A 25,945-nucleotide genomic window follows, 5' to 3' on the forward strand; every position below is an offset into this window, starting at 1 on the left:
GATACGCATGCCTCGCCGATGCAGGCAGGCGGCAACATGGAGGGCAAGGAGACGCGGTTCGGCATTGCCAACTCCGCCCTGTTCACCGCGGTGACGACCGACGCCTCGTGCGGCGCCGTCAACGCCATGCACGACAGCTTCACGCCGCTCGGCGGTCTGGTGCCGATGTTCAACATGCAGCTTGGCGAGATCATCATCGGCGGCGTGGGCTCGGGCCTCTACGGCATGCTGCTGTTTGCGATCATCTCGGTGTTCGTCGCCGGCCTGATGGTCGGTCGCACGCCCGAATATCTCGGCAAGAAGATCGAATCCAAAGAAGTGAAGATGGCGATGCTCGCCATCCTCGTCCTGCCGCTTTCGATCCTGGGCTTCTCGGCGATTGCAACGGTTGTCGAAGCCGGCCTTGCCGGTCCAGCGAATGCCGGCCCGCACGGCTTCAGCGAGATCCTGTATGCCTACACCTCTGGAACGGCCAACAACGGCTCGGCTTTCGCCGGCCTCAGCGCCAATACGCTCTTCTACAACACCACCATCGGGTTTGCGATGTTCATGGGACGGTTCCTGATGATCGTGCCGATGCTCGCGATCGCGGGTTCGCTGGCAGCCAAGAAGATCGTGCCCGCCTCGGGCGGCACCTTCCCGACCAATGGACCTCTGTTCGTCGGTCTTGTGATCGGCGTGATCCTGATCGTGGGCGGTCTCATCTATTTCCCCGCCCTTGCGCTCGGCCCGTTCGTCGAGCAGTTCGCGATGAACGGCGGGACACTCTTCTGAGTTGAGGCATCCATGACCATTGAAATCGCGGCGCACATGCGCAGGCGGATGCCGGTCACCACCATGACCGATCCGACGATCCTCGGGCCAGCGGTCGTCGATGCCTTCAAGAAGCTCGCCCCGCGAGTGATGATGCGAAATCCCGTCATGTTCACGGTCGAGGTCGTGGCGACCCTCACCACGATATTGTTCATCCGCGACCTTGTCGTCGGAAATGGCGGGCTGGGATTTTCCTTCCAGATCAATCTCTGGCTGTGGTTCACGGTGATCTTCGCGAACTTCGCCGAAGCCGTCGCCGAGGGCCGCGGCAAAGCTCAGGCGGCGACTCTGCGCAAGTCCCGCACCGAGACCGTCGCCAAGCGGCTGGCCAACCCTTCGGCAACCAGGTGGGAGGAGGTGCCTGCCACCGAGCTCAGGAAGGGCGACATCGTGCTGGTCCAGGCCGGCGACCTTGTCCCATCGGACGGCGAGGTGATCGAAGGCGTGGCCTCGGTCAACGAAGCTGCCATCACGGGCGAATCTGCGCCTGTGATCCGGGAAAGCGGTGGCGATCGATCGGCCGTGACCGGCGGCACGCAGGTGATCTCGGACTGGATCAAGATGCGCATCACCGCCGAGCCGGGGTCAACCTTCCTCGACCGCATGATTGCCCTGGTCGAGGGCGCCGAGCGACAGAAGACGCCGAACGAGATCGCGCTCAACATCCTGCTGGCCGGCATGACGATCATCTTCGTCTTCTCGGTCGCCACCATTCCGAGCTTCGCCGCCTATGCCGGCGGCACGATGGGTGTGTTGGTACTGGTCGCGCTTTTCGTCACCCTGATCCCGACCACGATCGGTGCTCTTCTTTCAGCGATCGGCATTGCCGGCATGGATCGGCTGGTTCGCTTCAACGTGCTCGCCATGTCAGGCCGCGCCGTCGAGGCCGCGGGGGACGTCGACACGCTGTTGCTCGACAAGACGGGCACCATCACGCTCGGCAACCGCCAGGCGACCGAGTTCCTGCCGGTACCGGGCATCAACGAGCGCGAGCTGGTCGATGCGAGCCAGCTCGCCTCGCTGGCCGATGAAACGCCCGAGGGCCGGTCGATTGTGGTGTTGGCCAAGGAGAAGTACGACATCCGCGGGCGCGAGATGGCGCCGCTGCGTGTCAGGTTCATTCCCTTTTCGGCGCATACGCGGCTGAGCGGCATTGATATCGACGGTTCGTCGATCCGCAAGGGTGCCGTCGATGCCGTGATCGCCGACGTACGCTCGACGTCCCAGGCGGCGCGCGAGATCGAGGTAATCGCCGAGAAGATCGCCAGGTCGGGCGGCACGCCGCTCGCCGTCGCCAGAGATGGCAAGCTGCTGGGTGTGGTCCATCTCAAGGACATCGTCAAAGGCGGCATCCGTGACCGATTCGCCACCTTGCGGCGCATGGGCATCCGCACCGTGATGATCACCGGCGACAATCCGCTGACCGCAGCGGCAATCGCGGCCGAAGCGGGCGTCGACGACTTCCTCGCCCAAGCGACCCCCGAGACCAAGCTCAAGCTCATCCGGAACGAGCAGGCGCAGGGCAAGCTGGTCGCGATGTGCGGCGACGGCACCAACGACGCGCCCGCTCTGGCCCAGGCCGATGTCGGCGTCGCCATGAACACCGGCACCATGGCCGCGCGCGAGGCCGGCAACATGGTCGATCTCGACAGCGACCCGGCGAAGCTGATCGAGATCGTCGAGATCGGCAAGCAGCTCCTGATGACGCGCGGTGCGCTCACCACCTTCTCGATCGCCAACGATGTCGCGAAGTACTTCGCCATCATTCCGGCGATGTTCCTCGCGTTCTATCCGCAGCTCCAGGCCCTTAACCTCATGCGTCTGCACACTCCGCAGAGCGCTATCCTGTCGGCGATCATCTTCAACGCGCTGATCATCATCGCCTTGATTCCACTGGCGCTGCGCGGCGTCAGATATCGCCCGGTTGGCGCATCGGCGATTCTGTTGCGCAATCTGTTCATCTACGGCCTAGGCGGCGTGATCGTGCCGTTCGCCGGCATCAAGCTGATCGACATGGCCGTCACCGCCGCCGGACTCGTATGAGGGTACTATGCTGAAAGAATTGCGGCCCGCGGTCGTCATGATCGTCTGCTTCACGGTCCTGACCGGGCTTGTCTATCCGCTGGCTATGACCGGTCTCGCCCAGATGCTTTTTCCTCGGCAAGCCAACGGCAGTCTGATCGAGAAGGATGGCACGGTGATCGGCTCGGACTTGATCGGTCAGAACTTCGAGAAGGCCGGCTATTTTCACGGCCGCCCTTCGGCCACGACCGATACCGATCCCAAGGACCGGACCAAGAGCATTCCCGCTCCCTACAACGCGGCGAACTCGGCAGGCAGCAATGCCGGTCCCACCTCCAAGACGCTGATCGAGCGCGTGCAGCGCGATGTCGAGGCGCTGAAGGCCGAGAACCCCGACGCCGCCATCCCGGTCGATCTCGTGACGACCTCGGCGAGCGGCCTCGATCCGGACATATCGCCAGCGGCGGCCTTGTTCCAGGTGCCGCGCGTGGCCAAGGAGCGAGGACTGCCCGAGCAGCGCGTGCGCGACCTCGTCGACGCGCATATCGAAGGCCGGTTCCTGGGCGTGATCGGCGAACCCCGCGTCAACGTGCTGCAGCTGAACATGGCCCTCGACGCTCTGGGGATGCAGTGACATCCTCGAACTTTGATGGCAGCCAGCCTTCCCGATGACACGAGGCCTTCGCCTGAAGCGCTTCTGAAAGCGGCGCAGAAGGAAGCACGCGGTAAGTTCAAGATCTTCTTCGGGGCAGCACCGGGCGTCGGCAAGACCTACGAGATGCTGCTCGCCGCCCATCGCCGCAAGGCCGAGGGCACGGATGTGGTCGTGGGTGTCGTCGAGACCCATGGGCGGGCCGAGACGCAGGCGCTGCTGGTCGATCTCGAAACTGTCCGGCGGCGCCAAGTCGCCTACAAGGGCCGCACGCTCGACGAGATGGACCTCGACGCCATCCTGAAGCGCCGGCCGAAGCTGGTGCTGGTCGACGAGCTCGCCCATACCAATGTGCCGGGCAGCCGCCATCCCAAGCGCCATCTCGACGTGGAGGAGCTGCTGGCCGCCGGAATCGACGTCTACTCGACAATGAACGTGCAGCACGTCGAGAGTCTGAACGACGTCGTCGCGCGTATCACCCGTATCCGCGTACGCGAGACCGTTCCCGACTCGGTGATCGACGCTGCTGACGAGGTCGAACTGGTGGACATTACGCCGACCGACCTGATTGCGCGGCTGGGCGCGGGCAAGGTCTATGTCCGCGAGCAGGCGCAACGCGCCCTGAGCCACTATTTTTCTCCGGGCAATCTTACGGCGTTGCGCGAACTTGCCCTGCGGCGCACGGCCGAGCGCGTCGACGAGCAGATGCTAAGCTACATGCGCGAGCACGCCATTACCGGACCGTGGGCGGCCGGTGAGCGCGTGATCGTCTGCCTCGATCCCGGTCCGGACGCCGCCAACACCGTGCGCGCCGCCAAGCGCACGGCCGACGGTCTCGACGCCGAGCTGATCGCCCTCTATGTCGAGACGCAGCGACACGCCTTGCTCACCGAAGCCGAACAGGGCCGGCTCAGTGCGGCCATGCAGCTTGCGACGCAGCTCGGCGCGGAAGTCGTGACCATCCCCGGTCGTGCCGTGGTCGAGGAGATCCTTTCCTTCGCCCGGTCGCGCAACGCCACGCGGTTGGTCGTCGGCAAGTCGCGCCGTTCGCGGTGGTTCGAGATTCTCCACGGCTCGGTCGTCGACGAACTGGTACGGAGCGGTTCGGGTCTGGCGGTCGAGGTTGCGCCGTCGAGCAGCAACCCGCAGCCGACGGGCACGATCGACTGGCTGGTGGGCGCGCCTCGCTCCATCGGGCCTTATTTCGAGGGTGTGCTGACGACGGCGCTGGCGACGGCGATCGGCGTGTTGGTCAACACCCATGTCGAGCTACCCAATATCTCGTTGGTTTACGTCGTGCCGGTGATGATCGCGGCGGCGCGCCACGGGCTCGTGCCGTCGCTCTGGGTCGCGACCCTCTCTGTGCTGAGCTACAACTTCTTCTTCCTGCCGCCGCTCCATCGGCTCACCATTGCCGACCCCGCCAACGTCCTCGCCCTCTTTTTCTTCATGTTCGTGGCGGTGGTTGCCAGCGCTCTGGGCACTCGCACGAGATCCCAGGCCCAGGCCGCTCGGCGTGAAGCGCGGACCACCGCCGACCTCTACGCCTTCAGCCGCAAGATCGCCGGCGTCGTCGCTCTCGACGATCTTCTGTGGATCGTAGTCACGCATCTTGCCCGATTGCTGAATGCCGAGGTGGCGGTCCTGATGCCCGACCGCAGTCCGCAGGCGGGTGGCCGGCTCACCCTGCATGCCGCCTTTCCGCCCGACTGCGAGTTCACGGACGCAGATCTGGCGGCCGCGCGCTGGTGCCGGGATGCCGACCAGCCCGCCGGTAAGGGCACCGACACCCTGCCGGGCGGCCGCTGGCTGTTCGTGCCCATCCGCACCAGCCGCGCGCCGATCGGCGTGGTCGGCGTCCTGCCGCTCGGAGACCAGCGAAAGCCGAGCGCTTCCGACCGTCGCCTGCTCGAGGCGGTCGGCAACCAGGCGGCGGTGGCGATCGAGCGCGTGGCGCTCGCTGCCGACATAGACCAGGCAAGGATCGGCGCCGAACGTGAGCGGCTGCGCTCAGCGATGCTCACCTCCGTCTCGCACGACCTGCGCACGCCACTCGCCTCGATCATCGGCGCTCTTTCTAGTCTCGCGAGCTACCGGGATCGCTACGACGAGGCGACACGGGAGGACCTGCTGGGCACGGCCCTGACCGAGGCGGAGCGGCTCGACCGCTTTGTCGGCAATCTGCTCGACATGACCCGGCTGGACGCCGGGGTGATCGTGCCCAGGCGCGAGGCCGTCGAGGTCGGTGACCTCGTCTCCACCACGCTGCGTCGCGCCACGCCGGTCCTGAAAGGCCGCGTCGTCTCCCCCTCGATCGCGTCCGACTTGCCCGCGGTCATGCTCGATTTCGTCCTGGCCGAGCAGGTGCTGTTCAATATCCTCGACAATGCAGCCAAGTATTCGCCGGTGGGCGGACACATCGAGGTGCTGGCGCGCCAGTCTGGCGACCGCATCGAAATCGCGGTGCGCGACGAAGGGCCCGGCATTGCTTCCGCAGCACTTGGTCGGCTGTTCGATAAATTCTATCGCGCCGACGCCGGTGACCGGCGGCGCGCCGGAACCGGTCTCGGTCTCGCCATCGCCAAGGGCTTCGTCGAGGTTCAGGGTGGCACGATCACGGCCCGCAATCGCACCGATCGCAGCGGTGCGGAGTTCATCGTCAGCTATCCGGTGTCGACATGAAGACCCGCGCATGACCGGCGCCGCCGCCGTCATCCTGATCGTCGAGGACGAACCGCCGATCCGGAGGCTGCTGCGAACGACGCTCGCAGCCCACGACTATCGTGTGCTCGAAGCCGGGACCGGCCGCGAGGCAATGTCCGCCCTGCGACATCATCGGCCCGACCTCGTGCTGCTCGATCTCGGCCTGCCCGACATCGATGGCCTGGAGCTTGTCGGCCGGATACGCGCTGTCGGACCGGTGCCGATCGTGGTCTTGTCGAGCAGGGGAGATGAAACCGCCAAGGTGACGGCACTCGACTCCGGCGCCGACGACTATGTCACCAAGCCGTTCGGCGCCGACGAGCTGATGGCGCGCATCCGCGCGGCGCTGCGCCATCGCCTGCAGCAGCAGGGCGCCGAACGCGGCTTCACCAGCGACGATCTCAGCGTCGATCTGGTGCGCCGGCTCGTACGCCGCGGAACCGACGACGTGAAGCTTTCGCCGAAAGAATACGACATCCTCGAGCAACTCGTGATCCATGCCGGCAAGGTCCTGACGCACAGGCATCTGTTGCGCGAGGTTTGGCGCGACGAGTCGGTCGATCCGCAATATCTCCGGGTCTACGTTCGTCAGCTTCGCCAGAAGATCGAGGCCGATCCGTCCACACCGCGGCACGTGCTGACCGAGCCGGGAATCGGCTACCGGCTGGTGTAGCGGAAGGCTAGGCTGTTTCCGGCACCGAGGAGGCAACATGGCCGAGAGCGAGAACTACAGGAAGGGAACCGAGATCCGCCGCCAGCTCATGGGGGCGGCGACTGCCGACAAGATGGCCAAGTCGGTCTACGACGACCCTATCATGAAGAAATTCGGCGACTACGCGCGCGAGGCCGTCTTCGGCATGCTGTGGACCCGGCCCGGCCTCGACCTCAAGACCAAGGCGCTGATCTGCGTCGTCTCGGACACGGCCCAGGCGCGCTGGCCGGAGCTCGCCATCCATCTTCGCATGGCCCGCAACACCGGTTGGACCGAGGATGAATTGTCCGAGGCACTGATGCACCTTTGCGGCTATATCGGCCTGCCGTCGGTGCGAGAAGCGCTGCTGACGGCGAAGGAAGTCTTCCACGAGATGCAGAACGAAAAATAGCATGATGCTGATGACCAAGAGCGATCTGCCGCTGCGGAGGATCGCTCGCGGCAAGGTGCGGGATGTCTACGAGATCGATGCCGACCGGCTCCTGCTCGTCGCGACCGACCGGGTCAGTGCCTACGACGTCGTTATGGCGGAACCGATCCCGATAAAGGGGGCGGTGCTGACGCAGGTCAGCGCCTGGTGGTTCCGGCAGCTCGGCGACGTCGTCAAGCATCACATGATCTCTGCCGACGCCGACGAGATTGCGGCCGCCGTGCCGTTGTTGAACGGCCACCGCGCCGCGCTGCTGGGCCGCGCAATGCTGTGCCGGCGCGGGACGGTGTTTCCCATCGAATGCGTGATCCGCGGCTATCTGTCGGGTTCGGCCTGGCGGGAATACTCCAAGGGCGGGACGCTCGCAGGCGAGAAGATGCCGGAGCGCCTGGAGGAAAGCAGCCGGCTCGATCCGGCGATCTTCAGTCCCGCCACCAAGGCCGAGAGCGGTCACGACGAGAACATCCCGGTCGGCCGGATGCGCGAGATCCTGGGGGAGGAGGTGACGACCGAGCTCGAACGGCTGACGCGGCTGGTCTACACCAAGGGTCGCGACGTGGCCGCCGCCCGCGGCATCATCATCGCCGACACCAAGTTCGAGTTCGGACGGACCCGGTCGGGCGAGATCATGTTGATCGACGAGGTCATGACTCCGGACAGTTCGCGTTTCTGGCCGGCCGACGGCTATCGTCCCGGCAGGCCGCAGCCCAGCTTCGACAAGCAACCGCTGCGCGACTGGCTCGATGGCGAGCGTCATGCCGGGCGCTGGAACGGCGATGCGCCGGCGCCCGAGCTGCCGACCGAGGTGGTCGAGGCCACGAGCAAACGCTATCTCGAGGCCTATCGTCGCCTTACCGGCGCCGCGCTCGAAGTTTCATGAACGCTTCGGCAAGGTAAAACCGTTGTTGCGCAGCTTGCGCTCCAGGACCGGGATGCCGGCGGCGGTGTTGCCCTTGTCGCAATCGTATATTGCGGCGCGGGTCTCGAGATCCGGCGCTCCTCGACCTTCACCGGTGCTGCTGACGATGTAGCGATTCGCCAACGCCGACAACGTCGCACAATAGGCAGCATCTTCGCTGTGCGCGAATGTCGATGCCGGCTGCGTCAGGATCGGCGCAAGGAGCGGAATGACCAATCTCTTCATTGGGGTCGATACGGTCGCGGAGTCGTCAGTCGCCGAGCGGCGTCAGGAAATTGTGAACGGGAGCATTGAGCCAGACGCGCTTCTTGTCGAGGTAGCGGCATTTCGCGTGCCAGGGTTCGCGGCGCCACCTGTCGTGGGAGGTGCGGGCCGGGCGTGGGATTACGTAAAGCGCCTGCTCGCGTGAACCATTGCGCACCGGGCACGCGACCCAGGCAGCGAGGCTCATCCTGAGATCGTTCAGCCGGAACTCGAGCGTATTGTCGTGAGAAAAGACGGGCATCATCCTGCTCTTCTTGGAAAGCTTCTGGACATTGAGCAGAAGCGCGACACGCAGGCCGAGCCTCGCATAGCTCGGATTGTTCTCGATGCTGCAGCGATCGTCTTCCGACAGGAACGGCCGACTCGGCCACGGCTCGCGCGCCGTCCAGGGATGACTGTGGAAGTCGCCAAGGAATTTCAGGTTCGGCCAGTATGTCGGCAGCGCCTTGTTGACCGTCTCCAGCCCGCGCGACGGAACCACCGAGCTGCGACCGCGCTCGGCGTTGACATCGACGATGGCGACTTCGACGTTGAAGCACCGGCCCTTGCTTGGCGTCGTCGTCTCATAGCCCCACAGCAGGCCGAACGTCTCGCGCTGCCGCGTCAAGCGACCGGCCTTGCCGGCGCGGCCTGGCACCAGGAAGCTTTCGATGGTGGCGATGACCATGCTCTGGAAAGCCGCTTCGGAGACATTGACCAAGTAATCGAACCTTCCTGCGACCATCTTCTTCTACGCCCGAGGCCAGGAGCCAAGAAAAGGACGTCATTGTGACAGGGCCGAGGTGTTCTCCTTGTGGCGACATGGCGACGGTCCCTTTAGAGCCTGACCCGTCGTAACCGAAGCGCATTGCCGATGACGCTGACCGAGCTCAAGGACATCGCCGCAGCCGCCAGGATCGGGCTCAGCAGCAGGCCGGCCAGCGGATAGAGCAGGCCCGCCGCGATCGGCACGCCGGCGACATTGTAGATGAACGCGAATGCGAGATTCTGGCGGATATTGCGCATCGTTGCTTGTGACAACCTTCGCGCGCGGACAATGCCCGAAAGGTCGCCCTTTGCCAGCGTGATACCTGCACTCTCGATGGCGATATCCGTGCCGCCGCCCATGGCGATTCCGACGTCCGCTGCCGCCAATGCAGGCGCATCGTTGATCCCGTCGCCGGCCATCGCCACGATCCGGCCTTCGGCGCGCAGGCGCTGCACGATGCGTGCTTTGTCCTCGGGCAGAACCTCGGCCTCGATCTCCGCAAGCCCGAGCACGCGGCCGACAGCTTGGGCGGTGCGGCGATTGTCGCCGGTCAACATCACTAGGCGAAGGCCATCGGCGCGCAGTGCGCGCAGCGCTTCGCCGGCGGTCTTCTTGATGGAGTCGCTGACCGCAATTGATCCGGCAAAGATACCGTCCACCCCCAGTAGCACCGTGGTCGCCTCGGTCTGCGGCGCATTGACGCTGCCGATCTTGCGCTCGGCGAGGAAGCGCGCGTTGCCCAGCACCACCCGCTTGCCTTCGATGGTGCCGGCAACGCCTCGGCCGGCAGCCGACTCGAAATCGGATATGGCAGCCAGGGTAACGTTCTTGGCGCGCGCGGCTTCGACGATGGCCGCCGCAATCGGATGCTCGCTGCCGCGCTCGAGGCTGGCTGCAAGGCGCAACACCTCCAGTTCGGGCAAAGCGGCGCCCACGATGGCCGCGACGGTCGGCTTGCCGACGGTCAGCGTACCGGTCTTGTCGAACACGAGCGTGTCGACCTTTTCCAGTCGCTCCAACGCTTCGGCATTGCGGATGAGTACGCCCATCGATGCGCCACGGCCAACGCCGACCATGATCGACATCGGTGTGGCGAGCCCCAATGCACAAGGACAGGCGATGATCAGCACCGAGACCACCGCGAGCAGGGCGTGGCTGAATGCGGGAACAGGACCCCAGATCGCCCAACCTGCTGCCGCGAGCGCCGCGGTCACGACCACGGCCGGCACGAACCATCCGGCGACGACGTCGGCCAGCCGCTGGATGGGCGCACGGCTTCGCTGCGCTTCCGCCACCAGCTTGACGATGCGCGCCAACACCGTGTCGGCGCCGACATGCTCGGCCTTCATCACGAAGGTGCCGCTGCGGTTGACGGTTCCGCCCACGACCTTGGCGTGGGCTTCTTTGGTCACCGGCATCGGCTCGCCGGTAATGGTCGACTCGTCGACCGAACCGCGCCCCTCGGTAACGATGCCGTCTACCGGGACCTTCTCGCCTGGCCGGACCCGCAACAAATCGCCGACGGCGATCGTCTCGATGGGTACTTCCTCGTCGCCTTTGGCGGCGATGCGCAAGGCGGTGCGCGGAGCAAGGCCGAGCAGCGCCCTGATGGCGCCCGAGGTCGCGTCGCGCGCGCGCAACTCCAATACCTGCCCTGCGAGAACCAGCACGACGATGACCGCGGCCGGCTCGAAATAGGTCGGCACCGAGCCATCGACCGCCCTGAATGAGGCCGGGAACAGACCGGGCGCCACGGTAGCGCATAGGCTGTAGAGCCAGGCGGCGCCCGTGCCGAGCGCGATCAAAGTGAACATGTTAAGGGCGCGCCGGATCACCGACTGCACGCCGCGCGCGAAGAACGGCCAGCCCGCCCACAGGACGACCGGCGTCGCGAGCACGAGTTCGAGCCAGGGCAGAAGCCCATGAGGCAGCAGCGGATGCAGATCGAAGAAATGGCCGCCCATGTCGAGTGCCGCCACCGGCACGGTCAACGCCCCGCCGATCCAGAGACGGCGGGTCATATCGGCCAATTCTTCGTTGCGACCTTGATCGAGAGTGATCTCCGCGGGCTCAAGCGCCATGCCACAGATCGGGCAGCTTCCTGGTCCGACCTGACGGATCTCGGGGTGCATGGGACAGGTGAAGATCGCCCCGGGTGCAGCCGGCGGCGGGGTGGGCTGCGCCTGAGGCTTCAGATAGCGCGGGGGCTCCGCCGCGAACTTCGCCAAGCACTTCGGATTGCAGAAATAGTAGGTTTGCCCGTGGTGGGCGGCCGTATGGCTGGCGCCTGCGATCTTCACCTTCATCCCGCACACCGGATCGATGGCCGTTTCCGGAGCGGCGGCGTGAGCATGATCGTGATGGGGGTGGGTGTGATCCATGGGCTTGCCGTTTATACCCTACAGGGGTATAGTGCAAGCATGGACGAACGGGTAAAGAGATCGCAGCTTGCGCGGCTTGGCCGCATCGAAGGCCAGGTGCGCGGCGTGAGGCGCATGGTCGAGGACGACCGCTACTGCATCGACGTCATCAACCAGGTGCGCGCTGTGCGGGCGGCCCTGGACAAGGTGGAGCAGGAGATCCTGCACGATCACCTGCAGCACTGCGTGGCCCATGCCTTCCACGGCGGATCCGAGCGCGATCGCCAGATCAAGATCGACGAATTGATGGAAGTACTCGATCGCCGCCGCTGAGAGCGCGAACGCCGTCGCCGCTCAGTCCTGAGCGGGCTCCTGTGCCGGCGCCATCTCGCGGTCCTCGGCCCACTTCACGATTTCGACGAAAATGGGCCGCAGCCGCCGAGCGGCCGGAGTGATCTCGTATTCCACGCGCGGCGGCACTTCGGCGTAAATCGTGCGCTTGATCAGCCCGTCCTTCTCCAGGGCGCGGAGCTGGGCGGTCAACATGTGCTGGGTGATGCCGGGCAAGGCACGCTTCAGCTCGCCGAAACGGTGAGTGCCCTGGTTCAACAGCCACAGGATCTCGAGCTTCCACCGTCCGCTGATCATGCCGACGGCTCGGCGAAACTGGGCTTGCACCACCTTGGCAATCGCGGGGTCGGTACGGACGGCGTTGATGTCGATCATGGCTCTGGCGCGGTCCTTGGCGCCTCCAATTGTGTAAGTCGTATATACAATACTAGGTAGCAAATTCAATCCTACTTGATAAAACAATACAAGTGTTCAAATTCGCTGCGCAACGGCACAGGCCGCAGACTACGCCCAAAAGGAGCAATCCGTGGACGGTTCATCCCTACCGTCGTCCCTCGAATTCGAGCGAATCCCCTATCCGACGCCGGAGGAACCGCCGCAGAGCAAACGGAAGGCCGACCATCAGCGCCGCCGCCGTTGGTGGCTCGCGATACTGGCTTCCGGCGCCCTGATCGCGGCAGCCGGCTACGGCACTTACTGGTATCTGGTCGGCCGCTTCTACGAGACAACGAACGACGCCTATCTCAGCGCCGACAGCGTGACCGTCGCACCCAAGGTCTCCGGCTACGTCGTGGAACTGAACGTCCAGGACAACCAGGCCGTGAAGCAGGGCGATGTTCTGGCGCGCATCGATCCGCGCGATTATCAGACGGCTGTCGACGCCGCTGCTGCCGACCTCGAGAGCGCCGAAGCGACCGCCGCCAATATCGATGCGCTCCTGACCGAGCAGCAGTCGACGATCGCCGAAGCCAAGGCAGCGGTTGCGGCGGACGAGGCGGCGATCACCTTTTCTCAGCAGGAATTGCAGCGCTACAGCGCCCTTGCCCGCTCCGGAGCAGCCAGCGCGCAGCGCAATCAGCAAGCTGAATCCGATCTCGCGCAAAAGAGGGCTGTCCTCGAGCGCGATCGTGCTGGGTTCCAGGCGGCGCAGGCCCACATCGGCGTGCTGCAGACGCAGCGCCACCAGGCCGAAGCCGCCATCGCCGCCAGGAAGGCGACGCTTGCGCAGGCGAAGATCAATCTCGGCTACACCAACATCGTCGCCCCCGTCGACGGGAGCATCGGCGACCGCAGTGTGCGCCAGGGACAGTTCGTGCAGGCTGGCGCGCGGCTGATGAGCGTCGTGCCGACCGATCGCATCTATCTGGTCGCCAACTACAAGGAGACGCAGACCGGCCACATGCTGCCCGGCCAGCCGGTGAGCGTCGAGCTCGACACCTTTGCCGGCAAGACGATCGCCGGCACCGTGGATAGCCTGGCGCCCGGCACGGGAGCCCAGTTCGCGCTGCTGCCGCCTGAGAATGCGACCGGCAATTTCACAAAGATCGTGCAGCGCGTCCCGGTGAAGATCCTGCTCGATCCCAAGAATCCGCTCACGGCGCGCATTCGGCCCGGCCTGTCGGCCACGGCGACAGTGGATATTCGTCCCGCGCCGGCAAGAAACCTCGCGCACGTCCAGGGGCAAATCCAGGCGCAGCAATGAATCGCGCGGCTGGCCAGGTCTCGCTACGCGACTGGATCGCCGTCGGCGGCGGCATTCTGGGTGCCTTCATGGCGATCCTCGACATCCAGATCACCAATGCCTCGCTCGCCGAGATCGGTGGCGCGATCGGCGCCACTCCGGCGGAAGGGAGCTGGATGTCGACTGGCTACCTGATGGCCGAAATCATCATCATACCCTTGAGCGGCTGGCTGTCGCGCGTCTTTGGTCTGCGCCGGTTCCTGACGGTCAATTCGGCGCTGTTCGTCGTCTTCTCCATCCTCTGTGCGATGTCGACCTCGCTGCCGGAGATGATCCTGTTCCGCGCCGGTCAGGGTTTCACCGGCGGCGTGTTGATTCCGACGGCGATCACGATCGTTCGTTCGCGCCTGCCGACGGACAAGCAGCCCGTGGGTGTGGCCCTGTTTGGCATGGTGGCGACCTTCGCGCCTGCTGTCGGGCCGACCGCGGGCGGCTGGCTGACCGAGAATTTGAGCTGGCACTACATCTTCTATCTCAACGTCGTGCCTGGCCTGCTGGCGATCGCGCTCCAGCTCTATGCCCTCGATCCCGCGCCGATGCGGCTTTCGGACCTGAAGCACGGCGACTGGCTCGGCATCTGCGCCATGGCGATCGGGCTCAGCTCCCTCACCTTCGTGCTGGAGGAGGGACAGCGCGAGGAGTGGTTCGGGTCGAACCTGATCGTGGCCGGCACGATCGCGGCGGTGCTGGGCATCGCCGTCTTCCTGATCGCGGAGCTCACGACCGACCGACCCTTCATCAACCTTCGTCTGTTCGCCAAGCCCTCGGTTGGCGGATCGGGTCTCCTGATGGCGGTGTTCGGCGCCACGGCGTTCGGCTCGATCTACCTGATTCCCGCCTATCTGGCGCAAATCCAGGGCTACAACGCCCAGCAGATCGGTGAGGTGGTGATGTGGAGCGGCATCCCGCAGCTCTTCCTTCTGCCGCTGATGCCGTTCCTGATCCGCAAGGTCGATCCGCGCGTGCTCGTGGCGCTCGGCCTGCTGATGTTTGCCGCGAGCTGCTTCATCAATGTCGACATGACGCCTGATACGGCGATGGATCAGCTCATCTTTCCCCAGCTTCTTCGCGCCGCGGGCCAGCCGCTCGCGACGATTCCGCTCACGCAGCTCTCCATCGTCGGCCTGTCGTCTCGCGACACCGCCGATTCGGCAGGCATCACCAGCGTCATGCGCAACCTCGGCGCCTCGGTCGGCATCGCCACGCTCTCGACCATGGTGCAGATGCGCGAGCAGATCCATTTCTCGACGATCGCAGAGGCGCTGACGCAAAATAGCCTCAGGGTCCAGGACCGTCTGCACGCGCTGACCAGCCTGTTCGTGAGCAAGGGCGCGACCTTGGACACCGCCACACAGCGCGGTCTCGACGTGCTGGCCCAGCAGGTCCGCCTCAACGCATCGGTGATGGCCTACGCCGACAGCTTCTGGATCCTGGGCGTCGGCATCCTGGTGAGCATGCTCACCGTCCTGATCCTGCGCAAACCGCCGTCCGGCGCTGCGATGGCGGTCGACGCCCACTGATTGCCACGCCGCGCATGCCCAGGCGCGACGGCGAGCGTCGACGGAGCGGCATGCGAAATGAGTTCATGCTGTCCCAGCATCGTGAAATCACCGCTCGTGGACAGCCGCGTACGCGACGCCGTATTTTCGCGGCATGGCAAAATCAGGTCGTCCGCCGCTCAGCGGAATACGCGTTATCGACTTCTCGCGCGTCATCGCCGGTCCGCTCTGCACCCAGATACTCGCCGACATGGGCGCCGAGATCATCAAGATCGAAAATCCCGATGGCGGCGACGACACGCGCAAGGGCGCGGGTCCGCGCGCCGGTGGCGAGAAGGGCGAGAGCCACTTCTTTATGACCTACAACAGGGGGAAGAAAAGCGTCGCCCTCGACTTCACCACGCCGGACGGCCAAGCCGTCTTGCACAAGCTCCTCGCTTCCGCCGACGTCATGGTCGAGAACTTCCGCCCCGGCGTGCTCAGGAAATACGGCCTCGATTACGCCAGCATTCACCGCAAGTATCCGCGACTGATCTACCTGTCGATCTCGGCCTATGGTCAGACGGGGCCGCTATCGGACCGGCCCGGCTACGATCCCGTCCTGCAGGCGGAATCGGGCATGATGAGCGTGAACGGCGAGGCCGACGGCGAGGGGTTGCGGCATGCTATCGCCATCGTCGATACCATGACCGGAATCCATTCCGTCGCGGCCATCAACGCGGCGCTGTTCGCGCGCACCGACACCGGCAAGGGCCAGTACATCGATCTCGCTCTCTACGACACTGCGCTCGCCTGCCTCGGCAATCTCGGCGCCTACTACCTGATCGGCGGCGAACAGCCGAGGCGCGCCGGCAACGGTCACTTCGCTTCGGTGCCCAACAGTTCTTTCGACACCAAGAACGGCAAGATCTACATGGCCGTCGCCAACCAGAAGCTGTTCATCGACACTTGCAAGGCAATGGGCCACCCCGAATGGGCGGAAGATCCGCGCTTCGCGACGATCGCCCAGCGCGTCGCCAACAAGCCCGTCCTGACCAAGCTGATGGAAGACGTGCTGAGGACCGATACCAAGGAGAACTGGGCGCAGAAGTTTCGCCATCTGCCGGCCGGGCCGATCCGCACCATGCAGGAGGCGCTGGACGAGCCGGAGGTCAAGCGGCGCGGCATGCTCAAGACCTACAAGCAGAGCCGTGTCGGCGAGGTGCCGATCATCGGCTCGAACTACCGCTTCTCCGACACTCCGGTCGACGACACGCGCCCGCCGCCGTCGCTCGGCGAGCATACCGATTGGGTGCTCCGCGAGATCGGCGGGCTGAAGGCGGCCGAAGTGGCGGCGCTGCGCGAGAAGAAAGTGATTGGCTGACAAACCGTCTCGACCGAAGCCAAGCGTTGGCAAAGCGGAGCCGAGAGGGGCGTTCCCTCTGCGACGTCCAGTTCGCCGTCGAGGGAAGGCCCTCGACTACGCTCGGAGTGACGAATCTGTGAGCCAGCGGCGCAGGATTGCGTTGGTTTCCTCGGGCTTCTCCATGGTTACGAGATGCCCGCACCCGTCGATCACGATCAGCTCGCTGCCCTTGATGCCGGCAGCGATCTCCTCGGAAAACGCAAGCGGCGTTGCGGCGTCGTCGCGGCCGCAGACGACGATGGAACGGCATTTGATCGTGGGCAGATCCGGGCGGCGGTCGACGCGGCTGGCCGCGAGCTCTTCCTGTCGCTTGTAGATCTCCGCCCCGGTCTCGAGGCACATGGCCATGACTTCGTCGACCAGCTTCTTGTCGGTAAGTCGATAGGCAGGCAGGAATCGTGCGAGCTGCAGGCCCAGCACCAGCTCGAACCGGCCTTCGCTGGTCAGTCGGATGCGCGCCCGGCGGATCGCTTGCTCGGTTTCGTTCTGTCCACGCATACCGGTGTCGAGCAAAGCAAGCTTCGTCACCCGATCGGCCGCGAACTGCATGATCTCGATACTGATCATGCCGCCGAGCGACAGGCCGGCGAGGGCAAACGGGCCCGGCGGCATGCGATCGAGGACCCAGCGGGCAGTCGAATCCCAGGAGTCGAAGATGGACAGCGGGGCCTGGCGCCAGTCGGGGACCACGATCTCGGCAACATCGGAGAGCGCATGAACCTGCGGGGCATACAGTCGCGGTGAACAGAGCATGCCCGGCACGAGCAGCAATGGCGTCTTGGTCATTTCGTCCTCCCGGACGAACGTAGTCGAGGACCACTGTCTGCGATACCTGCGGATCCCATGAACGTCATGACAGCGAGGCCTGTTGCGCTCAGCGTGCCGTCATCGGGGCGCGACCTGAGGATCCGCAATTACGGTTTCAGCGATGCCGCCGAGATCTTCGTCTTCATCTCGGGCTGCACGGCGGTGATTTGCCTACCGCCGCATAACGACGCGCGAAGGTTGGTTGAAAGCCGCAGCGCCATCTACCGCCGCGTCTGGCAGCTTGATGTCGCGCATATTCTGCTATTCGTCTTCTCTGCCGGCCAGATCGCCGATCGAGGAGATGCAGCAAAAAGAAGGTATAGGACTGCCAGGGCCGACACAGGGCTGACCCGCCTAGCAGTGGCAATGCAATGTTCTTAACTTGGCCAATCTTGACACCAATTCGCAGATGCGGTGAGCATTCTCTCCAGATATTCTGTCTGGGAACGTTTCTTCTGCTTACCGCCGAGATCATCGTCGCTTATTTGACGACTCTATCTTTTCACAGGTCGCTGTCAGCTTTGCCGGGATCGCCATAAAGGTCACTGGTCGCCTATGGGGCGGCGTGGTTCAAGGGGAAGCCGGCCCATACGGAGCCTTGATGAAGTCGAGCGCCTTTGCCGCGGCCTTGGGAATGGCCGTCATGACCTGGTCGACGGCCAGCGTCGCCAGCCCCGATTGTCGAGCCAGTCAGGAGTTGCTCGATCTTGGGCATCCCCTCACGATCGCCCGCGATGCGGTAATCAATGACCGGGAGCTGCGCATCGTCGCCATGGGATCGTCTTCGACCCAAGGCTACGGGACGACGTCTCCGCAGTACGCCTATCCCGCCCAGCTCAAGCGCCGGCTCGACACCGCGATGCCGGGCGTGGCCGTGCATGTCTTCAACAAGGGCATAGGCGGTCAAGATGCCGAGGAGATGGCGGCGCGCATGCAATCGGACGTGCAGCCCGAGCGCGCCCATCTCGTGGTTTGGCAAGTCGGCACCAATTCGGCGATCCGTCATACGCCTCTGGACAAGTTCGCCCGCAAACTGCGGGCGGGAATCGACATCGGCAAGTCGCTCGGCGCCGACTTCATCCTGATGAACCTTCAATACGTGCCAGCCGTCGTGGCGTTGCCGGACGAGCAGGAATATGCCCGGGTGATGTCGGAGGTGGCCAAGGAGAAGGGCACCGGCATGTTCAATCGCCTGGCGATCATGAAGGCCTGGTACAACGATGGCATGCCCTATTCGGAATTCGTCTACAACGACGGTCTGCACTTGAACGACTTCGGTCAGAAGTGCATCGGCAAGCTTCTGTCGATGGCGATCCTGCGCGCAGTGAAGCCGTCGCAATTGACGGGCGACCCCAAAGCCGGAAACTAGGCGGCCGAGCTCCCTGGAGAGGCCGCATGAAACGCCGATTCGTCGACCTGTCGATTTATCTGGAGAACGACGTCATTTCCGATCCCGTCCCGTTCGGGCCCAGGATCGCCTACCACAAGCACGAGGATACGGCGGGCCAGATCGCAGGGTTCTTTCCCGGCCTCAAGAAGGAAGATCTGCCCGATGGCGCCGGCTGGGCGGTCGAGAACGTCAATCTGTCGACCCACAACGGCACGCATCTCGACGCGCCCTACCATTTCCATCCGACCATGAACAAGGGCGAGCGCGCCATCACCATCGACGAGGTGCCGCTCGACTGGTGCTTTCAGCCCGGCGTCAAGCTCGACTTCCGCGACAAGCCCGACGGGCATGTCATCACCGCCAGGGAAGTGGAGGCGGAGCTGAAGCGAGTCGGTCATGAGCTCAAGCCGCTCGAGATCGTCATGGTGAACACCCGGGCCGGCTCGCGCTACGGCAACAACGACTACGTCAATTCTGGTTGCGGCATGGGCTACGACGCCACCATGTTCCTGCTCGAGCGCGGCATTCGCCTCACCGGCACCGACGCCTGGAGTTGGGATGCGCCGTTCTATTTCACCGCCCAGAAGTGGGCGAAGGACCACGACCCCTCGATCATTTGGGAAGGCCACAAGGCTGGCCGGGACATCGGCTACTGCCATCTCGAGAAGCTGCACAATCTCGAGGCGCTGCCGGCCGATGGCTTCACCATCGCCTGTTTCCCGCACAAGATCCGGGGCGCGTCAGCGGGCTGGACGCGCGCCGTGGCGATCTTCGAGGAATAGGTCGGCGGATCAGTGGCAGATCTTCGGGTCGCGCGTCGCCTGCTTGAGATAGGCAATCAGGTCGGCCCGCTCCTGGGCGTCCTTGATGCCGGCATAGCCCATCTTGGTGCCGGGAACGGCCTTCATGGGATTCTCCAGGAAGTGATCGAGGGTCTTCTCGTTCCAGATCACGCCATACTTCTTCATCGCGGCCGAGTACGAGTAGCCTTCGAGTGTGCCGGCTTTTCGGCCGAACAGGCCGCAATGCCGGGGCCCGACGCGATTGTGCTCGAGTGAATGGCAGGCGAGACAGCGGTGATAGATTTCTTCGCCTCGTGCGGGGTCGCCGGCTGCCGCCTGGGCGGTCGGTTGGACCGCGAACCCGGCCATGAGAATGACGAGGAGGCAGGAAGCAGCCAGGGTTCTCACGACCGGGCACTCGTGCACTCAACTCAGGAGACAAAGGCCTCGGGCACCGGGGGTTGACCCAGCGCCTGGCGCAGCACCGCCCAATGCATCGCCTCGTCGCCGAGGATGGAGGCCGCTGCCTTCGCGAGTTCGCGATCGGTCAGGATCGGAACGGCGCCGAGATAGGCGCTGACGGCGCCTTTCTCGAGTGTCGCGGCGAAGTTCAGCACGTCGGCTTGGGTCTTGAGCTTCTCCTTGGGAAAGCCGTAGTCCTTGAGCGGCGTCGCCGGCTTGCCGCCGAGCTTCTGCACGGCCTTCGCGAGGGCATCGGCATGCTGCTTGTGATGGCCCTGGAACTGGACGGCCAGCGCGAGCACCGGCTTCTGTAGAAGGCCCGATTCGGCCCCGAGCTGATAGGCGGCAATCGCTTGCTGCTCCGCGCCGAGGGCCGAATTCAGGATGGCGACGTCGTTGTTGGCCGTCTGGGCAGCCGCCGAGCCGATCATTGCGAGCTTCTCGTTGCCGCTCAGCAGGGCGATGGCGGTGGCCGACAAGGTGAACTTGCCGAAGCCGGACAGGAAGCTGCGGCGGATTTCCCCATCCGAGGTGGGGCTGAGCCTGGCGATGGTCATCGTGTTTCTCCTCGATTGCGACGCGCAGAGTGCGCCGTCGATCGGAGAACCTCGATTTGCGCAAAACGGATGCGACTCGCGGGCGGGTCGGCCATCCATTTTTTTCTGGCGCCGCTTGCATCCGGCTTGACCGGGCCGGGGTATCAAGGTCTGAAGAGGAAGCAATGGGAGAAATCCTCAATCTTCGCCGGCTCGTCGGACAGACGAGTGTGCCGTCGCTGCACGCCCCCGCCGCCGTATCCGCGGCGGTGTCGCTCGAGCCACTGGCATTGTTGCTTGCCGAAACCGCCGCAGGAAACGAGCGCGCCTTCGCGCGCCTCTACGAGCTGACCAGCGGACGCATGCGCGCAATCGCTCGAGGCATTGTCGGCCGTACCGATGTAGCGGACGACATAGTGCAGGAGTCTTTCTTGCGCGTATGGCGCTGGGCCCATCGATACGATCCGAACAAGGGGCCCGCCTATGCCTGGCTGGTCAGGATCGTGCGCAATCGCGCTCTGTCGGCCAAGGACCAGCTGCATCGTCGCGAGGATGGGCATTGCGAACTGGACGCCGAAGCGCTGGTCTTTCCGGATCGCGACCCGGCCGATCAGGCGATGCGCAGCGAGGAGGCCCGCCAGGTCAAGGCCTGCCTCGCCAACCTGCCGCTCAATCACCGCCGCTCGGTCACGCTCGTATACTTCGAAGGCTTGACCCATCGCGAGTTGGCGGCGCGGCTCGGCGTGCAGCTCGGCACGGCCAAGAGCTGGGTCCGCCGGGGCCTCGCGCAGATCAGCCGCTGCATGTCGGGCGGGGCTGACGCAGACTGGCGCGAGCTGGTCGCGGCGCAATATGCCGTCGGCAGCCTGCAAGGTGCGAGCCGTCTCGGCTTCGAGCGACGGCGCGAGCGCGACGCGCGCTATTGTCATGCGGTCGATGCCTGGGAGAACCGGCTGGCGCTCCTGACCGAGTTCCTGCCGGACAATGAACCGGTCCCATTGGATATCTGGAATCGGATCGCGCAGCAGATCCAGCGCGAGCGCGTTTACCTGTCGCGTCCGCTGTTCTGGCAAGCGACCAGCGTGGGGCTGGCGCTGGCGGCGCTGGCGCTGTTGGTCCTGGTGCTACGCTAACGGCTCGGGTTCGCCGGGAGGCAGGGCCATCTCGAAAACGTTGAGGGTCATCGAGACCAGCATGTAGTAGCCGCACACGCCCACCAGGTCGACCACTCCCTGTTCCCCGAAAGCGTCGGCCGCCCGTTTGTAATTCGGCGCGGCGACCCGGTTGGTGGCGAGATATTCGGTCACGAAGTCGTAGACGATCCGCTCGACGTCGCGCGTGAAGGGCGGCGTCTGACGCGTGCGCACGGCTTCGACGATGGCCGGCGCAAGACCCGCTTCCCTGGCGAGACGGGCATGGGCGTAGAATTCGTACTGTGCCTTGAAGTGCCGGCCAACCAGGCAGATCGCCAGTTCGGAAAGATCGCGCGGCAGTGAATTGTTGAAGCGGCAATACTCGCCCAGCTTCTGTGCCCGGTCGGCAAGCACGGGGCTGCGCAGCCAGGGCTCGAACGGTCCCCGCAAACCGCCACGCGGTCCCGCGACGATCGCATCGGCCACCTTCTTCTGCTCGGGCGTGAGTTTCGCGAGGTCGAGCGGAGCCAGGCGCGGCATTGATCGTTCTCCCAAGGTCCCTGTTTCTTACAGTGGGCAAGCGGCATCGGCGATGTGACTATGGTCGGCATCCTTGAAGATCGCATCGACCATCGCCTCGCCGACGCGCTCGACGTTGCTTCCGTCGGTGCCGCATGACGCCGTCGCACCCCAGATGACCTTGCCGGAGGCAACGCTGTAAAGCGTCAGCGTGATGCGCAGCGTCGACCTGCTCTTGGGAAGATCGATCGTGTCGCGGCGTTGAACGCGGTTGCTCGGCAGCTCGGGTCGCGGATTGGAGGCGGGAGGCACGTAGCTCGGCTGGCCTCCGATGGTGCCGGAGCCACTGTCGTAGCCACCCTGCAGGTTGAGGTAGGTGACATCCATCCGCATGACGTTGTCGCCGCTGAAACCCACCTGGTTGCCGCGGCGCGCCAGTCGGCCCATCACCTCGCCGCGCAGGTGCCTCCCGAGGGCCGTGTCGTCGGTCAGCTGAACCGCCGTCTTGGTCTTCGGGATCGCCTGAAAAGCCTTGATCTCGAGCTTGCCCAGCGGCGGGGCCTGGGCCGACGCGGGTACGATGGCCAAGCCCAAACACGTCATGCCGATGGCGATCGTGCGCATTGTCACTCCCCCGAGCTTCTCCGTCGCCCCGATGTCTGCCATCCGGGCTCGTCGCGATCCAGCATACGCTTCAGCGATTCGAAATGCAGGAACGCCTGCTGCGTGTCCTCGGCGATCAGCCCGGCCGTCTGTCGGGCCGTGGCTTCGTCGATAAGGTGAAGCGGGCGGCCCGTCTGCATCGCCAGCACCTGCACCATGGCCGCGCGTTCCAGGTAGTAGAGATCGTTGTAGGCCTGGGCGACGGTCGGACCGCAGACGAGGACGCCGTGATTGCGCAGGAAGAGAATGTCCTTGTCGCCCATCGCCCGGCAGATGCGTTCGCCCTCGGCCGTCGACAGCGCAAGGCCCCCATAGGTCTCGTCGTAGGCGATGCGGTCCCAGTAACGGAAGGCGTTCTGGGTGCACATCTCAATGCGCCCGTCGCAGATCGAAGTGAGGGCCGTCGCGTAAGGCATGTGAGTGTGCAGCACGACCGCTGCGCGCGGCTTGGCGGCGTGGATGCATGCATGGATGTAGAAGGCCGTGGCTTCGACGGGATAGCGTCCTTCGATCACGTTCCCGGCAAAGTCGGCGATCACGAGATCCGACGGCACGATCTCCGACCAGTTCAGGCCGTACGGGTTGACGATGAAGAGGTCCTCGCGGTCGGGCACCGCCATGCTGAAATGATTGCAGACACCTTCGTTCAATCCATGGCGTGCCGCCGACCGCAGCGCCGCCGCCAGATCGAGGCGTGCCTGCGTTACCGGATCATTGGCCAGCATCCGTCCATCCCCCCGTCGCGTCGGCGCGGATGATGCTGGTTTGAATCGAACGGGGGAAGTGAAATCCAATCGACAAAATGAAAACGCCGGGGCGTACCCCGGCGTCGTCGTATCATGCGATCTGGAACGATGGCCTATTGGTCGTCGTCGAAACCACGCTTGCGCGGTTCGTAGTCACGGTCGCGACGGTGCGGTCCGCCATCACGCCGGCGCTGAGGACGGCCCATGTCGGCGCCCGGATCGTAGCCGCCGGCGCCGGCGCCGGCACCGGCACCACCGCCGCCACCGGAAAAGTCGGCGCGCCGGTCGCGCATTGCGCCACCGTCTCCGGCGCCGCGATAACCGCCGCCGCCACCGCCACCGAAGCCGCCGCCACCGCCGCCGCGATAGCCGCCGCCGCCATAGCCGCTACCACCACCGCCGCCTCCGCCATAAGGCGGGCGCGGACCGCGCGGACGGAAGCCGCCGCCACCGCCGCCGCCACCGCCGAAGCCGCCGCCGGCACCGGGCTGGCGTTCGACTGCTTCGCGGACGGCAATCGAGCGTCCATCCAGCAATGCACCATTCATGGCCTGCATCGCTGCAGCACCTTGGTCATCAGTTTCCATCTCGAGGAAGGCGAAGCCGCGGCTGCGGCCTGTCTCGCGATCAACGATCACTTTCGAAGAGGCAACGGTCCCGAATTGAGAGAAAGCTTCTTGCAGACGCTCGGACGTCACCGAGTAGGGCAGATTGCCCACAAACAATTTACGACTCATTCAAGGCTCTGGGCTGGAGGAAGGAGGGAGCGGAGTCCGGCGCGCGCTTGCGGGACAGATGCGTCCCAGCGATTCGTAGACCTTTGACAGATGATGACCAAGAAGCTCACGGGGTAGACGTTGACCGGTATCGCGCTCTCACGTCTTTGCCGATGACTCCTGAAGATACTCTTCGGCCAGTGTCGCTATGCCGCACTTATGCGCTGAATCCGAGCCTGAGTCCACCGGGGTTGAGGTTGGGCAGGGCAAGTCACACAATCGCCACGGAAATTGGACTTGCCGGAGGAAAAGAGACGTGATCTTCGATCATCGCACCCACGAACTGCAGCCGGGCCGACTGTGCGATTTTCTCGCTCTTTACGAGAGCGAAGGGCTGCCGGTGCAGACGAAACATCTCGGCCATCCCGTCGGCTATTTCGCTGACCGCACTCAGCGTCGTGCAGTGAGGGCGTCGGACCCGGCATGGCAGGCCTGTCGGCAAAAGAGCCGGAGTTCATGAAGACCTATGAACAACAAGATGTTGGTGCCGATGGCTTTCGCACCCACGAAGTGAGGGAAAGATGACGACGTCTCTCGCGCGCCGCAGCGGCGCGCAGGTCCTGATCGATCAGCTCCGCATTCACGGCGCCGACACGGTCTTCGGCGTCCCGGGCGAGAGCTATCTTGCGGCCCTGGACGCTCTCTATGCCCAGCGCAATTCGCTGCGCTATGTCATCTGCCGGCAGGAAGGCGGCGCGGCGAACATGGCCGAAGCCTACGGCAAGCTGACCGGCAAGCCGGGCATCTGCTTCGTCACGCGCGGGCCAGGCGCCACCAACGCCAGCATCGGCCTGCATACCGGCTTCCAGGATTCGACGCCCATGATCCTGCTGGTGGGACAGGTGGCGCGCGAGCAGGCCGAGCGTGAGGCGTTCCAGGAGATCGACTACAGGCGCATGTTCGGCCAGATGGCCAAATGGGTCGCGCAGATCGAGGACGCGCGGCGGATTCCGGAACTCGTGAGCCAGGCCTTTCACAGAGCCGTGAACGGCCGGCCCGGCCCGGTCGTGCTGGCCTTGCCGGAAGACATGTTGACCGACGAGGTCGAGGTCGCCGATGCAGGTCCCTACAAGATTGCGCGAGGCGCTCCGTCCGCCGAAGACATGGCGGCCGTCCGAAGGCTGCTCGACGAAGCGCGCCAACCGATGGTGATTCTAGGCGGCGGCGGCTGGACGGGGGAAGCCTGTGCCGACATCCGCGCCTTCATCGAGGCGAACAACCTTCCAGTGGCGACGGCGTTTCGCAACCAGGACCTCCTCGACAATCGCCATCCCAACTTCGTGGGCGATCTCGGCGTCGGGGCGAGCCCGCCGCTCGCCGAACGCATCAAGGCCTGCGATCTGATCCTCGCGATCGGCCCACGGCTGGGGGAGGCCACGACGGCAGGCTACACGCTGTTCGACATCCCCGTGCCGAGACAGAAGCTGGTGCATGTCCACGCGGGCGCCGAGGAACTCGGCCGTGTGTTCCAGGCCACGCTGCCGATCAACAGCGGCATGGCGAATTTCGCCA

Annotated in this window: 30 protein-coding genes; 18 read left to right on the forward strand and 12 right to left on the reverse strand. The window is 64.7% G+C overall.

Annotated elements, in window-relative coordinates; translation table 11 throughout:
- The 7 genes from VH499_RS04045 to VH499_RS04075 form a co-directional block, all read left to right on the forward strand.
- On the forward strand, positions 1-774 hold a 774-nt coding region (locus VH499_RS04045), incomplete at its 5' end, for a potassium-transporting ATPase subunit KdpA (protein ID WP_332051408.1).
- Between the two features lie 48 nt (positions 775-822).
- On the forward strand, positions 823-2,856 hold the full coding sequence (gene kdpB, locus VH499_RS04050; RefSeq protein WP_332051435.1) for a potassium-transporting ATPase subunit KdpB: 2,034 nt from the start codon (positions 823-825) through the stop codon (positions 2,854-2,856).
- A gap of 7 nt (positions 2,857-2,863) precedes the next feature.
- Complete coding sequence (locus VH499_RS04055; RefSeq protein ID WP_332051409.1) at positions 2,864-3,469, forward strand: K(+)-transporting ATPase subunit C; 606 nt, start codon at positions 2,864-2,866, stop codon at positions 3,467-3,469.
- Positions 3,470-3,484: 15 nt separating this feature from the next.
- Positions 3,485-6,169 carry a sensor histidine kinase KdpD gene (locus VH499_RS04060; protein WP_332051410.1) on the forward strand — a complete coding sequence of 895 codons (2,685 nt, stop codon included), beginning with the start codon at positions 3,485-3,487 and terminating at the stop codon, positions 6,167-6,169.
- 10 nt (positions 6,170-6,179) lie between these two features.
- Positions 6,180-6,863 (forward strand): response regulator transcription factor, encoded by a 684-nt coding sequence (locus tag VH499_RS04065; RefSeq protein WP_332051411.1) that lies wholly within the window; start codon positions 6,180-6,182, stop codon positions 6,861-6,863.
- A 37-nt stretch (positions 6,864-6,900) separates the two neighbouring features.
- Positions 6,901-7,293, forward strand: a complete 393-nt coding sequence (locus VH499_RS04070; RefSeq protein WP_332051412.1) for a carboxymuconolactone decarboxylase family protein — start codon at positions 6,901-6,903, stop codon at positions 7,291-7,293.
- A gap of 1 nt (position 7,294) precedes the next feature.
- Positions 7,295-8,212 carry a phosphoribosylaminoimidazolesuccinocarboxamide synthase gene (locus VH499_RS04075; RefSeq protein WP_414709740.1) on the forward strand — a complete coding sequence of 306 codons (918 nt, stop codon included), beginning with the start codon at positions 7,295-7,297 and terminating at the stop codon, positions 8,210-8,212.
- On the opposite strand, the gene VH499_RS04080 is transcribed toward VH499_RS04075, so the two are convergent.
- The 3 genes from VH499_RS04080 to VH499_RS04090 all read right to left on the reverse strand — a co-directional run bounded on the left by VH499_RS04080 (position 8,207) and on the right by VH499_RS04090 (position 11,644).
- A complete protein-coding gene (locus VH499_RS04080) occupies positions 8,207-8,476 on the reverse strand; it encodes a hypothetical protein (RefSeq protein ID WP_332051414.1) in 270 nt (89 codons plus the stop codon). The two genes, VH499_RS04075 and VH499_RS04080, sit on opposite strands and share 6 nt — an antisense overlap.
- A gap of 25 nt (positions 8,477-8,501) precedes the next feature.
- Positions 8,502-9,215, reverse strand: coding sequence for a hypothetical protein (locus tag VH499_RS04085; protein WP_332051415.1), 714 nt, complete (start codon positions 9,213-9,215; stop codon positions 8,502-8,504).
- 116 nt (positions 9,216-9,331) lie between these two features.
- Entirely contained in the window at positions 9,332-11,644 is a 2,313-nt protein-coding gene (locus VH499_RS04090) for a heavy metal translocating P-type ATPase (protein ID WP_332051416.1), read from the reverse strand.
- Between the two features lie 39 nt (positions 11,645-11,683).
- On the opposite strand from VH499_RS04090, the gene VH499_RS04095 reads away from it, so the two are divergent.
- The gene (locus VH499_RS04095; protein ID WP_332051417.1) at positions 11,684-11,956 is read left to right on the forward strand and encodes a metal-sensitive transcriptional regulator; all 273 of its coding nucleotides are present in this window, start codon (positions 11,684-11,686) and stop codon (positions 11,954-11,956) included.
- Between the two features lie 21 nt (positions 11,957-11,977).
- On the opposite strand, the gene VH499_RS04100 is transcribed toward VH499_RS04095, so the two are convergent.
- The gene (locus tag VH499_RS04100; protein ID WP_332051418.1) at positions 11,978-12,349 is read right to left on the reverse strand and encodes a helix-turn-helix domain-containing protein; all 372 of its coding nucleotides are present in this window, start codon (positions 12,347-12,349) and stop codon (positions 11,978-11,980) included.
- A gap of 151 nt (positions 12,350-12,500) precedes the next feature.
- On the opposite strand from VH499_RS04100, the gene VH499_RS04105 reads away from it, so the two are divergent.
- From VH499_RS04105 to VH499_RS04115, 3 genes are all read left to right on the forward strand, one after another.
- Positions 12,501-13,676: an HlyD family secretion protein gene (locus VH499_RS04105; protein WP_332051419.1), complete on the forward strand. Its 1,176-nt coding sequence runs from the start codon at positions 12,501-12,503 to the stop codon at positions 13,674-13,676.
- Positions 13,673-15,235 carry a DHA2 family efflux MFS transporter permease subunit gene (locus VH499_RS04110; RefSeq protein WP_332051420.1) on the forward strand — a complete coding sequence of 521 codons (1,563 nt, stop codon included), beginning with the start codon at positions 13,673-13,675 and terminating at the stop codon, positions 15,233-15,235. The genes VH499_RS04105 and VH499_RS04110 overlap by 4 nt, the downstream gene beginning before the upstream one ends.
- A 133-nt stretch (positions 15,236-15,368) precedes the next feature.
- Positions 15,369-16,577: a CoA transferase gene (locus VH499_RS04115; RefSeq protein ID WP_332051421.1), complete on the forward strand. Its 1,209-nt coding sequence runs from the start codon at positions 15,369-15,371 to the stop codon at positions 16,575-16,577.
- A 96-nt stretch (positions 16,578-16,673) separates the two neighbouring features.
- Here the strand turns inward: VH499_RS04115 and VH499_RS04120 are convergent, their stop codons facing one another.
- Complete coding sequence (locus VH499_RS04120; protein WP_332051422.1) at positions 16,674-17,405, reverse strand: alpha/beta hydrolase; 732 nt, start codon at positions 17,403-17,405, stop codon at positions 16,674-16,676.
- Between the two features lie 57 nt (positions 17,406-17,462).
- On the opposite strand from VH499_RS04120, the gene opgC (VH499_RS04125) reads away from it, so the two are divergent.
- The 4 genes from opgC (VH499_RS04125) (at position 17,463) to VH499_RS04135 (ending at position 19,598) form a co-directional block, all read left to right on the forward strand.
- A complete protein-coding gene (gene opgC / locus VH499_RS04125) occupies positions 17,463-17,807 on the forward strand; it encodes an OpgC domain-containing protein (RefSeq protein ID WP_332051423.1) in 345 nt (114 codons plus the stop codon).
- Entirely contained in the window at positions 17,798-17,965 is a 168-nt protein-coding gene (gene opgC / locus VH499_RS26120) for an OpgC domain-containing protein (RefSeq protein WP_414709741.1), read from the forward strand. The genes opgC (VH499_RS04125) and opgC (VH499_RS26120) overlap by 10 nt, the downstream gene beginning before the upstream one ends.
- 62 nt (positions 17,966-18,027) lie before the next feature.
- A complete protein-coding gene (locus VH499_RS04130) occupies positions 18,028-18,795 on the forward strand; it encodes an SGNH/GDSL hydrolase family protein (RefSeq protein WP_332051424.1) in 768 nt (255 codons plus the stop codon).
- 26 nt (positions 18,796-18,821) lie between these two features.
- Positions 18,822-19,598 (forward strand): cyclase family protein, encoded by a 777-nt coding sequence (locus VH499_RS04135; protein WP_332051425.1) that lies wholly within the window; start codon positions 18,822-18,824, stop codon positions 19,596-19,598.
- A gap of 9 nt (positions 19,599-19,607) precedes the next feature.
- Here VH499_RS04135 and VH499_RS04140 read toward each other — a convergent pair whose 3' ends face one another.
- Together VH499_RS04140 and VH499_RS04145 are read right to left on the reverse strand one after the other, a co-directional pair.
- Entirely contained in the window at positions 19,608-19,967 is a 360-nt protein-coding gene (locus VH499_RS04140) for a cytochrome c family protein (protein ID WP_332051426.1), read from the reverse strand.
- A gap of 62 nt (positions 19,968-20,029) precedes the next feature.
- On the reverse strand, positions 20,030-20,617 hold the full coding sequence (locus VH499_RS04145) for a ferritin-like domain-containing protein (RefSeq protein ID WP_332051427.1): 588 nt from the start codon (positions 20,615-20,617) through the stop codon (positions 20,030-20,032).
- Between the two features lie 164 nt (positions 20,618-20,781).
- Here VH499_RS04145 and VH499_RS04150 point away from each other — a divergent pair, with 164 nt between their 5' ends.
- Positions 20,782-21,729, forward strand: a complete 948-nt coding sequence (locus VH499_RS04150; protein WP_332051428.1) for a sigma-70 family RNA polymerase sigma factor — start codon at positions 20,782-20,784, stop codon at positions 21,727-21,729.
- Here the strand turns inward: VH499_RS04150 and VH499_RS04155 are convergent.
- The 5 genes from VH499_RS04155 to VH499_RS04175 all read right to left on the reverse strand — a co-directional run bounded on the left by VH499_RS04155 (position 21,721) and on the right by VH499_RS04175 (position 24,797).
- Entirely contained in the window at positions 21,721-22,269 is a 549-nt protein-coding gene (locus VH499_RS04155) for a carboxymuconolactone decarboxylase family protein (protein WP_332051429.1), read from the reverse strand. The two genes, VH499_RS04150 and VH499_RS04155, sit on opposite strands and share 9 nt — an antisense overlap.
- Positions 22,270-22,296: 27 nt before the next feature.
- Positions 22,297-22,872 carry a hypothetical protein gene (locus VH499_RS04160; protein ID WP_332051430.1) on the reverse strand — a complete coding sequence of 192 codons (576 nt, stop codon included), beginning with the start codon at positions 22,870-22,872 and terminating at the stop codon, positions 22,297-22,299.
- Between the two features lie 2 nt (positions 22,873-22,874).
- Positions 22,875-23,636, reverse strand: coding sequence for an aldolase (locus VH499_RS04165; protein ID WP_332051431.1), 762 nt, complete (start codon positions 23,634-23,636; stop codon positions 22,875-22,877).
- Positions 23,637-23,770: 134 nt separating this feature from the next.
- Positions 23,771-24,394 carry an RNA-binding protein gene (locus VH499_RS04170; RefSeq protein ID WP_332051432.1) on the reverse strand — a complete coding sequence of 208 codons (624 nt, stop codon included), beginning with the start codon at positions 24,392-24,394 and terminating at the stop codon, positions 23,771-23,773.
- Positions 24,395-24,644: 250 nt separating this feature from the next.
- Positions 24,645-24,797, reverse strand: coding sequence for a hypothetical protein (locus VH499_RS04175; protein ID WP_332051433.1), 153 nt, complete (start codon positions 24,795-24,797; stop codon positions 24,645-24,647).
- On the opposite strand from VH499_RS04175, the gene VH499_RS26125 reads away from it, so the two are divergent.
- Both VH499_RS26125 and VH499_RS04180 read left to right on the forward strand, forming a co-directional pair.
- A complete protein-coding gene (locus tag VH499_RS26125) occupies positions 24,732-24,893 on the forward strand; it encodes a hypothetical protein (protein WP_414709742.1) in 162 nt (53 codons plus the stop codon). The genes VH499_RS04175 and VH499_RS26125 overlap by 66 nt on opposite strands.
- A 61-nt stretch (positions 24,894-24,954) precedes the next feature.
- A partial coding sequence (locus VH499_RS04180; protein ID WP_332051434.1) for a thiamine pyrophosphate-binding protein occupies positions 24,955-25,945 on the forward strand: 991 nt, incomplete at its 3' end.

This window comes from Reyranella sp., assembly GCF_036558665.1.
Classification (GTDB): domain Bacteria; phylum Pseudomonadota; class Alphaproteobacteria; order Reyranellales; family Reyranellaceae; genus Reyranella.

Bases quoted from the DNA above. Each gene is read 5' to 3' on its own strand.
- kdpB (WP_332051435.1), top strand. From the start codon at position 823: ATGCCGGTCACCACCATGACCGATCCGACGATCCTCGGGCCAGCGGTC.
- VH499_RS04055 (WP_332051409.1), top strand. From the start codon at position 2,864: ATGCTGAAAGAATTGCGGCCCGCGGTCGTCATGATCGTCTGCTTCACG.
- VH499_RS04060 (WP_332051410.1), top strand. From the start codon at position 3,485: ATGGCAGCCAGCCTTCCCGATGACACGAGGCCTTCGCCTGAAGCGCTT.
- VH499_RS04065 (WP_332051411.1), top strand. From the start codon at position 6,180: ATGACCGGCGCCGCCGCCGTCATCCTGATCGTCGAGGACGAACCGCCG.
- VH499_RS04070 (WP_332051412.1), top strand. From the start codon at position 6,901: ATGGCCGAGAGCGAGAACTACAGGAAGGGAACCGAGATCCGCCGCCAG.
- VH499_RS04075 (WP_414709740.1), top strand. From the start codon at position 7,295: ATGATGCTGATGACCAAGAGCGATCTGCCGCTGCGGAGGATCGCTCGC.
- VH499_RS04080 (WP_332051414.1), bottom strand. From the start codon at position 8,476: ATGAAGAGATTGGTCATTCCGCTCCTTGCGCCGATCCTGACGCAGCCG.
- VH499_RS04090 (WP_332051416.1), bottom strand. From the start codon at position 11,644: ATGGATCACACCCACCCCCATCACGATCATGCTCACGCCGCCGCTCCG.
- VH499_RS04095 (WP_332051417.1), top strand. From the start codon at position 11,684: ATGGACGAACGGGTAAAGAGATCGCAGCTTGCGCGGCTTGGCCGCATC.
- VH499_RS04100 (WP_332051418.1), bottom strand. From the start codon at position 12,349: ATGATCGACATCAACGCCGTCCGTACCGACCCCGCGATTGCCAAGGTG.
- VH499_RS04110 (WP_332051420.1), top strand. From the start codon at position 13,673: ATGAATCGCGCGGCTGGCCAGGTCTCGCTACGCGACTGGATCGCCGTC.
- VH499_RS04115 (WP_332051421.1), top strand. From the start codon at position 15,369: ATGGCAAAATCAGGTCGTCCGCCGCTCAGCGGAATACGCGTTATCGAC.
- VH499_RS04120 (WP_332051422.1), bottom strand. From the start codon at position 17,405: ATGACCAAGACGCCATTGCTGCTCGTGCCGGGCATGCTCTGTTCACCG.
- opgC (WP_332051423.1), top strand. From the start codon at position 17,463: ATGAACGTCATGACAGCGAGGCCTGTTGCGCTCAGCGTGCCGTCATCG.
- opgC (WP_414709741.1), top strand. From the start codon at position 17,798: ATGTTCTTAACTTGGCCAATCTTGACACCAATTCGCAGATGCGGTGAG.
- VH499_RS04130 (WP_332051424.1), top strand. From the start codon at position 18,028: ATGAAGTCGAGCGCCTTTGCCGCGGCCTTGGGAATGGCCGTCATGACC.
- VH499_RS04135 (WP_332051425.1), top strand. From the start codon at position 18,822: ATGAAACGCCGATTCGTCGACCTGTCGATTTATCTGGAGAACGACGTC.
- VH499_RS04140 (WP_332051426.1), bottom strand. From the start codon at position 19,967: ATGGCCGGGTTCGCGGTCCAACCGACCGCCCAGGCGGCAGCCGGCGAC.
- VH499_RS04145 (WP_332051427.1), bottom strand. From the start codon at position 20,617: ATGACCATCGCCAGGCTCAGCCCCACCTCGGATGGGGAAATCCGCCGC.
- VH499_RS04150 (WP_332051428.1), top strand. From the start codon at position 20,782: ATGGGAGAAATCCTCAATCTTCGCCGGCTCGTCGGACAGACGAGTGTG.
- VH499_RS04155 (WP_332051429.1), bottom strand. From the start codon at position 22,269: ATGCCGCGCCTGGCTCCGCTCGACCTCGCGAAACTCACGCCCGAGCAG.
- VH499_RS04160 (WP_332051430.1), bottom strand. From the start codon at position 22,872: ATGCGCACGATCGCCATCGGCATGACGTGTTTGGGCTTGGCCATCGTA.
- VH499_RS04165 (WP_332051431.1), bottom strand. From the start codon at position 23,636: ATGCTGGCCAATGATCCGGTAACGCAGGCACGCCTCGATCTGGCGGCG.
- VH499_RS04170 (WP_332051432.1), bottom strand. From the start codon at position 24,394: ATGAGTCGTAAATTGTTTGTGGGCAATCTGCCCTACTCGGTGACGTCC.
- VH499_RS04175 (WP_332051433.1), bottom strand. From the start codon at position 24,797: ATGGCCGAGATGTTTCGTCTGCACCGGCAGCCCTTCGCTCTCGTAAAG.